This window comes from Duganella sp. Root336D2, assembly GCF_001425005.1.
Classification (GTDB): Bacteria; Pseudomonadota; Gammaproteobacteria; order Burkholderiales; family Burkholderiaceae_D; genus Rugamonas.
The window spans coordinates 16,697-28,555 of sequence record NZ_LMDB01000011.1 but is presented as its reverse complement, the minus strand read 5'-3'; the positions used below and the strand labels follow the sequence as shown (position 1 = coordinate 28,555).

The window sequence follows — 11,859 nt, the reverse complement described above, 5'->3', positions numbered from 1 at the left end:
ATTTTTACTTGTTGAAGTTCTGCGGCAACGGGCGGCTGGCCCAGTAATGCGCTTGTTCTGCTTTGGTGGCGCCAGCGCCCTTGAGATGCATGACCTTGAGTCCCGTTTCGTGGCCCCGGTGGTACAGGCAGCGGAAGCTGCTCATCGGCAGGACACGGCGGATGGCCGACACCACGGCCGGGGTGTCGCCAAAGGGCGCCACGATATCCAGTACCCAGGGCCGATCGCCCTCATCCCAATCGCGCGGCTGCAAGGTCCGGTCCAGCGACTGCAGGTAGCGCAGCTCCGCTTCCGGCGTCAGGTTGGCCCAGGTCATGAGGCCAACCGGCTGCTGCCGTTCGTCGTTCTGCAGGGCCAGCACGAACTGGCCGTTTGCAATCGCAGGCATCAGCAGCCGGTGCAAGTCTTCCAGCGGGCACCGCTGATGGGTCGAAGAATGCATCCACAGCCAGACCATGGCGCCGAACAGTTCGGCCTCGCTCTTCTGGCTCGGCGCGACTTTGGGACAAATGACAATCAGGGATTTCGACATGATGGTTACAGGCTCATGGCCAGGCTGAAGCCGGCGGCATAGCCGGAAGTCTTGAAGTGCTCAGGCTTTCTCAATGGCGCACCCACGAATACCTCGTACTGCAGGTGAGGCAATTGGCCGCGCAGGCCGACGACGGCACCGGTCAGGTTGGCACCGACCAGGGTCTGGGCGGACGGACCGCCGACATGGCCGGTGTCCACGCCGCCATATGCACGAAGCCCGCCGGGAACCGGCATCGAGACTTCATTGCGCAGCAACCAGCCATGCTCCGCGCTCAGAACCGACTTGCCGTCAAAGCCGCGCACCGTGAAGCGGCCACCGATCGAGAAGCGGTCTTGCGGGGACAAGGGCGTGCGGTTGAACTGGCTGCGCCATTCGCCGGTGTACTGCAGGCGCTGCCCACCCAAAGTGAAAGACTGCGAGACCGTAGCGTCCAGCAGCCACATGCGCATACGCGACGTACCTTCGCCGAAATTTTCTTCCGGCGCCGGCAGGCTGTCGAAGGCGCCGGTGCCACGGCGGAAACTGGCGCCGGCATCGAGGCTTCCGCCATCCCAGCTGCGGCGGTGATTCAAGCTCCACTCCATGCCGGAGACCACACGGCGCTGCACTTCGACTTCGGCATCGTCGATGAAATTGTTGGAAGTACGCTGGAAACCCTTCAGGCTGAGAGTGGTCTTGCCTACCGCATCGCGATGCACCACGCGCGCAAGCTTGAATTCCGTATTGCGGCTGTTACCGCTGTACAGGTAGTCCTGGGTGGCGCCGGCCACGGTCTGGTGGTAGCGGTTCTTGCTTTGCGTGAAGCCGGCCAACCAGTAACCGAACGGAACCGAATAGTGGACGATGTGACCGCGCGAACCGCGAGCGCCGGGATCGCTGCCGCCGAGGTCGTGCAACCAGGTGAAGTAGAAAAGATCGCTGATTGTCCACCAGTTATCGTAGCTGAAGGTGAGGCTGCCCTGATACTTGCCGGTGCTGCGGGTACCGCTGTCGTCCGCGGTGGCGGACAGGCGGAACGGCATCTGCTGCTGGTGCGCGATCACCAGGTCACTGGTGCCGGGCTCGCTGCCCGGAGCGATCTGGATATCGGCTTCGGCCGTCGGTACCCGCTTGAAGTTTTCCAGCGCTTGCTCGATATCGCGCAAGTTCAGCAACTCACCGCTGGAGCTCGGAACCGTATTCCAGCGGCTGCCGCGCGCACCAGTCTCCGGCGCCCAGCGAATTTCGCCTACCCGTCCAGGCACGACCGTCAAAACCAGGGAACCGCCCTGCAGGTTTTGCGGGCCTGCCAGCACCCGGCTCGTGACAAAGCCGCGCGCAATCAACGCGTTTTGCATGCGGTCGATAACAATCTGGACACCCTGCGCCCCAACACAGCGCCCTGCGACCGGATCCGGCTGGGGCAATTGTGCGTGGCCATCGGCGTAATCGAGCAGCCAGCCAAAACGGCTTGCATCCTGTCCATCGAGCTCAACGCGTTTGATCGGGAAGCATGGACTTTCATCCGCCAACGGCAAGGCCGCAGCCGACTGGGCCGGCTGCGGCAAGTGCACGTCCGGCGCCGTCTCGCGCTGCTTGCGTTGCTGCGCTTCGCGTTCTTGCGTACGGCGCAATTGATCGGTGTCGATATCTTTACTCGCCTGTGCTTGTGCCAACTGGCTGAACACCATGCCGGCACAAGCCGCCGCGATAATACTTATTCTTGCAGGTAACATTTGTTTCTTTTATACGTTTACGGACGTGAAACTTCCAGGCGCGCGTAATGCGGCGACGCCGAGCGGTGCCTCAGGTGGATCTCTTGGACCGGTGCCTGGGATGCAGACTGCCTTGGTGCCCGCGAAGCCTTCAGCGGGCCAGTACAGTTGCAAAATGAACTAGGTGATTTTGATTAACGCAACTTACTAGCTGGAAATATAACATGCTGCAGTTGTAAAGATTCTCACCAAAACTCTCACAATGTGTGAAATAGTTTCGTTGAAATGTCAACTTACCAACTTGTAGACAGGTTTCCTGCGGGCGTTCGTGTCAGCGCACTGATTGCAGCGCAAGCAACTCGGCGTGCAATTGCTTCATCGCCGGGGTCTCGCGGCGTGCTGCAGGGATCAGGTCGATTGACGCCAAGCCGTCTTGAACCGCCTCTTGCGCCGAGGGTTGGCGCTCGGCAGCGAGCAGTATTCTTGCCTTGCGAAGATAAAGATCAGGCAGGCCCTGGCCTCGCAATATCATGGCATCGAGGCGTTTCAGGGCATCGTCCCATGCTTTTGATTCGACATTCAGGCTAATGGACTTGTTTTCCAGTACATTCAACATCCCGAGTTTTTGCATGCCTTCATCCAGGCTGGCGAGCGCTTCCGCCGTGGAGCCCGCTTTGCCCTGCGCGTCTGCAAGATGCAGGTAGTGCTCAGGCGAGGGTTCAGCTGCCTGGTCCACGGCGATGCGGAACGCCGCCGCTGCGGCACGATATTCGCCCTGTGCGAACAAAATCTCCCCGTAAAGACTTTGGCCACGCACTATTGCGCCCGCTTCACCTTTCAACATCGACAGGAATTTTTCCGCGTAGCGCCGTGCTTCCGGCAATCGTTCCTGATTGAAGGCCTGCTCCGCCAAGTAATAATTGGCCGATCGATCCCGGGGATCGAGCTTCAGGGCCAGTAAGAAATCCTGTGTTGCGGACTTGTTATTGCCGTGCTCCATATGGAGCCGGCCACGTTGAACGAGCAGCTTCGCGCTTTTCCCCTCCCGCAGCATCGTCTTGGTGAGGTCCTGTATCTGGCTGTGCAAAGACCCATGGGCCAGCGCCTGTCCAGTGTAAAAAAACAGAGCGAACAACACATGATTGAACCGCATGATGGAATCCTCCACACATGAAAATGGCGGGGACCGCTCCCCGCCAAGCTCGCGTTAATCAGTAGCGATTAATTTTGATACGTAATGCTCAAAGTCGGACGCTGGGCGACCTTCCCATATTCGCTAGAGCGGAGGTCGACGCCATCGCCACTGGTGGAGCGGATGGTCAGGCCATTATTGCTGACCGTACCGTTCAACCAGCCCTGCACGAGGGCGATGCCTGCCGCATTCAGGTTAATCGTGTGAAGCCCGTTGATACTCGGTACAAAGCTGCCGATCTCGGTCCCCTGGTTGCCGGCGAGATTGACGTTGGCCCAGGTGGCCGTGTTTTCGGCCCAGGCGGCATTTCGAGCATAAAGGCGGTATGTGCCAGCGCTCGGATTGAAAGCCTGCAACTTCACACGAACCGAAGTGACGGTGGCGGTGCTCGGGATGCCGGTCACGCTCCATTGGATCAAAGAAACCAGTTCTCCATTCGATCCATCCGCCCCATCCGCCAGGACGGTAGAGGAAGTGCCGAAGTTGGAACCGCTCGCACCACTGGCGACGTAGGTATCCTGGGTGCCGGCATATCCATTCAATCCGTCTCGCAGGTCTATCGTCACCATAGTGCCACCAGGAGCCAGCGTCGTCGCGTTGGCCACATTGGAATAGGCCGAGTTGCCGGCGCTGTTTTTGGCGCGCACCCGATAGTAGTAGCCTGTACTGGCGGCTAGCCCTGTATTGCCGTAGGACTGGATGTTGCTGCCGACCGAGACCAGCGCTGCCCAATTGACATTGTCGATCGAACGCTCGATATCAAAACCGGTTTCGTTGTTGGAATTGTCAGTCCAGGTCAAATTGATGGCGGAAGACGAAACGGCCGTTGCCGTCAAACCGGCAGGCGCTGCAGGGATGGCAGGCGGCGTGGTGCTTTTGCTGATGGTGAAATAGTCACGCACAGTGCCGTTGTTGTTCAGATATTTGATGTCCATGGTTTGGCCGGAAACATCAAGGACCATCGAACCCAACTCATTCAGCGATAAGAACATGGCGGGATGATTCAGCGTGCCGCCGCTCACCTGCCCCGACGCACCGACAACGGAATAGACCGCGCCGGAATGCGGCAGGCTGGAGGTTTTCGAATAGGCGCCGGTGCCGTCGACGCGGCCGCTGCCGCCGTTGATCTCATACGAGCTGTTGTAAGTGCTCGAGAGGCCGTAATGTCCGTCGATGAACTTCGAGCGTTCATACGAATGGCTATGCCCAGTGAGGACCAGATCGACGCCATAGTTTTCCAGAACAGGCAGGAAGTTCTGGCGCATCTCGATCAGGTTGGTCTCGGTATCCGAATTGTGCGAACCCTTGGTATAAGGCGGATGGTGCCAGATGGCGATCAGCCAGGTCGCGGTGACGTTCGCCAGGTCGGCTTTCATCCAGTTCATCATCGCGCCGGTGGTTGAACGGCTGGTTTCGTTAGAGTCGAGCACGATGACGTGGATATTGCCATGGTTAAACGAGTAATAGGCCTCGGTCCCCGAGGCGACCCCGCCGGCCTCGGCGTTTTTCGGGAAGGTGTGGATGTCGTAGTACGGGCCTGTCTGCGTCGCCGAATCGGCGCTGGTGCCGTCGTGGTTGCCGATCGTGGCCCATAGCGGCGACTGGCGCATCATCTCCGGATACATATTGAACATATTGCTCTGGTATTCGGCATCGGTACCGCTGTTGTAGGCGTTATCGCCTAGCATCATCCAGAAGTCCGTGTAGGTGCTGCCGGTGTAATTGCGGTAGGCATTGTAGACGGCTGCCTGCCCGGAGGTTCCAGTGCCCGCATCGCCGATCACCCAGATTCGAGTGGGCACCGAGGTGCCGGCTGTCGGCGAGGTTTCGAAGTAATACGTGGAGTCGCCCGCCTGCACGGCGCTGCTGGAGCCGACGTTATAGAAGTATTTCGTGTTCGGACTGAGGCCAGTCAGCTTGACGATGTGCTCGGTGGTCGATGTGGCACTGGATGCGATTGATGTCAGGTTGCCGGAACTGGTGCCATACTGGACACGGCTATCGGTCGCAACATCGGACCGCCAGCGCACAATAATGCTATCGCTGCTTGCGCTTTGAAGATAAGGCCCGCGCACCACCGTGGCAGCGAATGCAATCGATGACGAGAGCAGAACGAGGAGCGTGACGCAGGACTTCAAAAGGCGATGCAATCTTTGATGTAGCATTTGTTCCCTCCATATTCTCAGGTTGTGTCGGGTCACTTGCGGTCTTCGGAATGGGTTCTGAGCAGCGCTAGCGACTTCAGGCGCTCAGCGGAAGACCCAGGTAGGGTTTGCATCAACTCTTCATCGGGAAGCGTAGCGGCTGCCTTCAACCAAAGATCGGCGGCAGTCGGGTCAAGCTTGGCAGCGAGGGGTAGCTCCATACGTGGCCTGAGCGAAAGCACATAAAACGAAACCGCCCACAACTCATCCTCCGCCAAGGAGGAAAAACTCGGCATTGCGGTGTTTTGAACGCCCAGTTTGACGGAGGTGAAGACGGACAACGGCGACATGGGCGCCATGCGCGCAGAGTCGTGAAAATTCATTGGCTTTGAAGCCAGCGTCTGCGCCGCGCTGCCTCGGCCATCGCCCACTGCGCCATGGCAGGACGCGCAGTTCGCAGTGAAGATCTGTTTACCCTGCGCCAGGCTGGGCCAATTGCGCGGTGCAATCGCGGTGCCGGCTGCCACATAGATAGCATCACGCGCTTTCAATGCCTGCTTCTTGATGGCCTCGGGCGACGCTTTTTCCTTGATCAACTCAATGAGGCTGGCAATTTCCCCACGAATGGCAGGCTGTGACTTGATTGCTGTTACCTGGTCACTGACTTCCAGCGCGGAGCCACTGACGACGAGTTGTTCCACGTATTCATCTTCATCAATGACTTTTCCGTTCGATACGGCGAGCGCATAGTCGCGGGAGACATAATCGAGCATCTGCGCAACGAAATCGGCTGTGTATGCAGGCCGAATGCCTTCCTGGGCCGACGTGTTATTCACCACACCCACGTATAGCAGCGAGGCCGAGATCGCAATGGACGCGAGTGCGAAAGATGCAGTCGAATTTTTTTCGATCATAGACGTGTATGGAAAAAAAGCAGGAAACCGGAGACAGTACCGATACAACATGACATCTCAATTACAACACTAGCATGAGTTCAATGCCTTGCATGTGGGGCCGTCTAAAAAGGACGCACTTGTGTTGCAGCGATGAGATGGATGAAAGCCCTGGACCAGCTATTCCCGCCCCGCCAGGTCATGCATGAACTGGTTGAATTTGCCCGGCTCCTCAAAAGGGATGAAGTGACCCGAGCGCTCAAACATGACAAGGGCCTTGTGCGGCGCATCGATCTGTTCAAAGTATTTTTGCGCTACTTCCCAAGGTGCGTTGTAATCATATCGGCCAAGCAGGAAGTAGACGGGAATCTTGAACGTGCGTGCAGTGCTCGGCAGATCAAGGGCAAGCAATTCGGGCCAAAGGTTCATCAGCGATAGCGCCTCGCCTTTATCGCCCCGGGCATCGCGATACAGCGCCGCTTCCTCGGTGTGGACCCCGCCGAACATTTTCTTGTAATTCATGTCGCCATAAAACACCCCGCCGTAGCGGAGCAACCAGTTGCGTTGTGCCTTCAGGTCATTCACGCCTTGACGGTCGGCAGACGGATAGTGAACCTGCATGCGCTCCAGTTCACGAATGGCCTTGGCGTTGTTGTCCTTTCGCGCCTTGTCGAGAACATAGGCCATCGAAACCTTTTCGTTCTCCACCATATTGGCCACTTGGCCGACACCAACATAGGCATGAAAGTCTTCCGGATAATCGCGCGCCAGGAGAGTTCCAAGCACCGTTCCCCAAGAGTGGCCAAGCAAGTAGATCTTGTTGCGGCCAAAGCGTTGCTTCAGCTGGGTCACCAGCTCGTGCGCATCGGATTCAATCTGGCTGATTCGCAGTGTTGAAGCAGGCATCTTCGGGTCATATGAGAGGCCCGCTCCGCGCTGGTCCCAGTTCACAACGACAAAGTCACGCTCAAGATCGCGGTTATAGCTCCGGAACAGGAGGAGTTCGGAGAAGCCGGGACCGCCATGCAGGATCAGCAGGATAGGCTTGCTGACGTCCTGTCCGTGGATTCCGATCGATTGCTGCACACCTCCAAGCATGACCTTTTCCATTAACGCGATACCGTTTGCAGAAGTCCAGTTGGCCAACAGCAGCCCAATCAGAAGAAAAATCGCACGCATGACTCTCCCTGGAAAAGGAATCGAACCAGCGCATGCTAACGGACCCATTCTTGACCTTCAAGCGGCTATCTGACCAACGGATGAATTCGCGGGTCGACCGCTTACATTGAGGTCGAGGCATCGCGTACGCCCCTGAAGCACGCGCGATGCGCACCTCGTTCACCAAGACGACCGCGAACCCCTTTTTCGGGAGAACCGTGTTGACGTTCTTCTTCGCTCGTCAATTGCCAACATACCGCCGCTGAGAGCGACCGCAGTGTGTCCTGCAAGCGTCAGAACGCCACAACATTCCCCTCGCGAAAAAATAGAAACTTCGCAATAAATTTCCCTCGGAAACTGATTTGGGCTTGATAATTATCAAACAAATATCGATTAAAAGGGGGCTGCCATGCGATTCGTCCGCTTTTCGTTAATTCTTCCCGTGCTGTTAAGTCTTGGTGGCACAAGCTGGGCAGCTACATCAGCATTTACTACCGCAATCGCAAGTGCGGACCAAAAAATCGAAGCATCACGGACCCAGCTTGCCAAAGTGCTCGCAGGCGTCGCTCACAAAACTGCACTGACCGATGATGAACATACTTCGATCGAGCGAGAAATTATTAGGTTTTACATGGAAGTGCAGCAAGGCTGTGCCCTTCGATTGGCAGAGTTACAGACAAAGCGCATAGACGGCACTGAGCGGCAGGCAAATCTTAACGCATGGGGCGCGCTTGTTACCTTAATCGGCGGTGTGACTGCATATGCACCAGCAAAGGCTGTACTCATGGGGGTCGGGATTTCTTCAGGAAACAATTCAACTTCCGTTTTGGGCGGCGTTGCCAACAGTATTTCAAGCGAAGTCACGCTGACACAGAGCCAGATCGAGGAATTGCGCCGAGGTTACCTTGATGCAATAGGAAAGTATGAACGCATTCGGCCTGAAAACGATGGAAAAGGTACGGATCGTGGCAATGCACTGATCAGCGCTTCCGCAGCGTGCGTAGGCCTATCTCGCGCAGCACCAACACCGTAAAACAGGGAGAAAATGTGAGAACAATAGCCGCCGCCAGCATACTGTGCCCCCCTTCTTGCGTTTGGTCAGACATCAGCCATGGAAGAAGTGCCTAGGGCCCGTGACGATTTTCCGCTTTACTTACAGCCCTATGAACCTAGCTATGTCATTTAGTTGGCGATAAGCGCCTAAAGACCGATTCATGGAATGTCAGCGCCACATGGCATTTGTATAAACAACTTGCTCTGTACGCTCGCTACCACCGAGGCCCCATGTTCACCCTCTCCAACTATACCGAACCACAACGCTCGTTCGGCATTGGACTTAAGTTTGTACCGTTTGTACGTTCAACTGGAACAGAGCAGCTGATGAGGTAAAACAGTTCGCAACTCATGTGCGGCTCCGCGTGGGATTTTCTGCATCGAGCACTGCTCTACTCCGATTGTGTTCCATTTCTCCGGCATAGAAACTCACGCAAATGCACATGGCGACTGGATATTAGTGCGCTACCGTACGGACTTTACAGTACCGTCCGGTCCAGACTGGCATCATTGTGGCTGAAACTCAACCAACCAGGCTTGCCACAACCCCGCACAAAGGGGGACCTATGCGTAAATTATTCACCATATTGGTGATGGCGGCGTTGAACCTGGCGCCGGCTTACACGAATGCAAGCGTCAACATTTCCATTCAAGTAGTCCAATATCCGGTCTTGCAGCGCATTCCTGGGTACCCGGTTTACTACGCACCGCGATTGCATGCCAATTACTTCTTCTACGATGGCCTGTATTGGGTCTACGTTGACGACGCGTGGTACACCAGCCCATGGTTCGATGGGCCCTGGGACGTGGTCGCCATCGACACAGTGCCACTCTTCGTGCTGCGCATTCCCGTGCGCTATTACCGCTATCCGCCTGTGATATTCAGGAGCTGGGCGATAGATGCGCCCCCCCGTTGGGACAGGGTATGGGGCCCCGACTGGGCGCATCGACACTCTAATTGGCAGCGATGGAATCGCACGGCGGCTCCTGCCCCGGCTCCTCTGCCCCGGTATCAGCAACGCTTCACACGGGCGAACTACCCAACTGATGAGCAACGGCGAGAACTAGCCCAGCAGCATTACCGCTACAAGCCACATGACGCGCAAGCGCGCCAGACCTGGCAGAACCATGTGGGCGATCGCACGCCACGTCGGCCACCGGATCAAGCTCACATTGCACGCCAATCAGAACCACAGTACGTGCGTCCGGCCCCACGCGCGCATTCAAAACCAGACCGGCAATCACCGCCTCACGATGCTCCGGTAGCAAGGTATGAAAGACCGCCTGAGAGGGTCGAAGCGCCACTTAATGAAGCAGCCCAGCGCCGAGGTCACGCAGACGTGCGCGAGTTCGCCCGTAACACGGAGCCCAGGCACGAAGGTCGACCAGACAAACCCAACAAGCCAGGTAAGCCAGACAAGGAAGAAGGCCACGATTCAGGCAAACACCATTAGGCCGAATCACCGACAGGGGACTGAACCGGCGCATCGGTGAGCCCGACTACCATGAACGGCCCAAGCGCCATCCCTTGGGATTTGATGCAAGTCCCGATGAGTTCAGCCAAGCCTAAGCGCCGCCTTGCCTGGCGCTGCGGTGCATCCAGGCGCAGTGCGCAGCGATGCCTGCCACAACGAAGACGCCCGGCGCCAGCAAGCAAATGGCCAGCGCGCCGGCGATCGAGATCGGTGCTAGCGCGTACGCGAGCGTATAACCCACGCCGCCCAGCACCAACACCCAGCCGCCGAAGCGGCGAAGGGTTTGCTCGCGTATCGGATCGCAGGACAGGCGCGCCAGCGGCACCAACCTTTTGGGAATCGCGTTCGCAGAGACGAGCACTACCGAGCCCATCAGCAGGCCCATCAGTCGCACGGCTGTCTCGGCGCTAACAAGGTGGCTCTGCCGGATCTGATTGAGCACCGAGGCTGCCAACAGGAAGATCGCAGCGATCAACAATGAACGACGAATCGGATGGTCCATGATCATGATTTCTCCTTTTCTTGCCTATGGTCGGTTGTGATCGGCATCTCGGGCGTGACCTGTAACCCGAAAGTCTGTGCAAAACCCATGAGCGCCTCCTCGAGAACCGACATCTTCAGTCGGTACATGATCGTGCGTCCACTCTTCTCCGCCTCAATCAGGTCCGCTGCCACCAGCACGGCGAAGTGCGCCGACATGGTCGGCTTCGACACATTGAAGGCATCGGCCAGGGTGCCTGCGCTCATCGGTCCGGCACGCAGCATCTGCAGCACTTGGCGGCGAGTGGGATCGGCGAGCGCTTTGAAGATCGAAGTCATGATTGATTGTTAGCTAAACATCGAATTATGTCCAGGACTTTTTTGCGTGGACGGTCGACGCCCTGTCTGGACGCCACTACCATGATCGACAAGAAGATATCTTGGCGCTGCCGGCTCCTGGCCGATAATCCGGCTCAATGCGCTACCAGGTCGGCGCCACGCGGCCGATCAACGGCCACGATGGCAAAAGATTCCCGACTGAAGATATCGATGATCGTCAGCAGTCGTGCCATGGCGCCCTCTCCCAATTGGTCGGATTGTGTACCCAGAAGTGGTGTATGAGATGCGAAGCTGCAAGACCTTAACCTCAAATCGAATCAACAACGACTCTGAATTCAACCGCAGCCATTTCGGCGGGCGTGCGACGAATCATCATAATCGAGCATCCCATGAAGGCAAAACAAAAAAGGCCTGCGACATAAATTCGCAAGCCTTTGATTTGTTCAATGAATTCTGGTGGGAAGTGCAAGTTTCGAACTTGCGACCCCTGCAGTGTGAAGGCCTAGTTGCGAGCCAGCAAGAGCTGTCGTGAGACACCTTTCATAGTGAGACGGCGCATCTCGTGTCTCCCAACAGATCCGAAGAATTCCCACCATACTCCGTACCGACTCCGTACTTGCCTGCAGAATTTTCTTCTGCGTCGCCACGCGCGATCGGATTGGCCGTGATTTCGAATAGTGCTAGTTTAAGGCTTTGCACTGTAGGTGTGCATTATGGGTGAGAGGGTCGACACTGTCTCTGGCCGTGATCGACTGAAGCCACGACGCGAACCATACTGGCATAGATTGAACCGGGGGTTGCACGTTGGCTTCCGAAAAATGACGTCCGACTCTGCCGGCACCTGGCAAGTTCGCGTGCTCGAAAATGGCGAGAAGCGGGAAGTGTCGCTCGGACGG

At 57.1% G+C, this 11,859-nt stretch carries 9 protein-coding genes; 1 reads left to right on the top strand and 8 read right to left on the bottom strand.

Annotated features, from left to right (window positions below):
• Positions 1–4: 4 nt before the first annotated feature.
• The 6 genes from ASD07_RS10050 to ASD07_RS10025 form a co-directional block, all read right to left on the bottom strand.
• Positions 5–532 (bottom strand): toxin-activating lysine-acyltransferase, encoded by a 528-nt coding sequence (locus ASD07_RS10050; RefSeq protein WP_055928896.1) that lies wholly within the window; start codon positions 530–532, stop codon positions 5–7.
• Positions 533–537: 5 nt separating this feature from the next.
• On the bottom strand, positions 538–2,250 hold the full coding sequence (locus tag ASD07_RS10045) for a ShlB/FhaC/HecB family hemolysin secretion/activation protein (protein WP_082507245.1): 1,713 nt from the start codon (positions 2,248–2,250) through the stop codon (positions 538–540).
• Positions 2,251–2,560: 310 nt separating this feature from the next.
• Entirely contained in the window at positions 2,561–3,382 is an 822-nt protein-coding gene (locus ASD07_RS10040; protein WP_055928890.1) for a M48 family metallopeptidase, read from the bottom strand.
• A 68-nt stretch (positions 3,383–3,450) separates the two neighbouring features.
• Positions 3,451–5,586: a DNRLRE domain-containing protein gene (locus ASD07_RS30750; RefSeq protein ID WP_156397957.1), complete on the bottom strand. Its 2,136-nt coding sequence runs from the start codon at positions 5,584–5,586 to the stop codon at positions 3,451–3,453.
• Between the two features lie 32 nt (positions 5,587–5,618).
• Positions 5,619–6,479: a c-type cytochrome gene (locus tag ASD07_RS10030; RefSeq protein ID WP_162246550.1), complete on the bottom strand. Its 861-nt coding sequence runs from the start codon at positions 6,477–6,479 to the stop codon at positions 5,619–5,621.
• Between the two features lie 159 nt (positions 6,480–6,638).
• A complete protein-coding gene (locus ASD07_RS10025) occupies positions 6,639–7,637 on the bottom strand; it encodes an alpha/beta fold hydrolase (protein ID WP_057246653.1) in 999 nt (332 codons plus the stop codon).
• 388 nt (positions 7,638–8,025) lie between these two features.
• Between ASD07_RS10025 and ASD07_RS30745 the strand changes: the two genes are divergently transcribed.
• Positions 8,026–8,649 carry a hypothetical protein gene (locus tag ASD07_RS30745; RefSeq protein WP_156397956.1) on the top strand — a complete coding sequence of 208 codons (624 nt, stop codon included), beginning with the start codon at positions 8,026–8,028 and terminating at the stop codon, positions 8,647–8,649.
• Positions 8,650–10,235: 1,586 nt separating this feature from the next.
• Here the strand turns inward: ASD07_RS30745 and ASD07_RS10020 are convergent.
• Together ASD07_RS10020 and ASD07_RS10015 are read right to left on the bottom strand one after the other, a co-directional pair.
• Positions 10,236–10,652 (bottom strand): hypothetical protein, encoded by a 417-nt coding sequence (locus ASD07_RS10020; RefSeq protein WP_055928882.1) that lies wholly within the window; start codon positions 10,650–10,652, stop codon positions 10,236–10,238.
• A complete protein-coding gene (locus tag ASD07_RS10015; RefSeq protein WP_055928879.1) occupies positions 10,649–10,963 on the bottom strand; it encodes an autorepressor SdpR family transcription factor in 315 nt (104 codons plus the stop codon). The genes ASD07_RS10020 and ASD07_RS10015 overlap by 4 nt, the downstream gene beginning before the upstream one ends.
• Positions 10,964–11,859 lie beyond the last annotated feature (896 nt).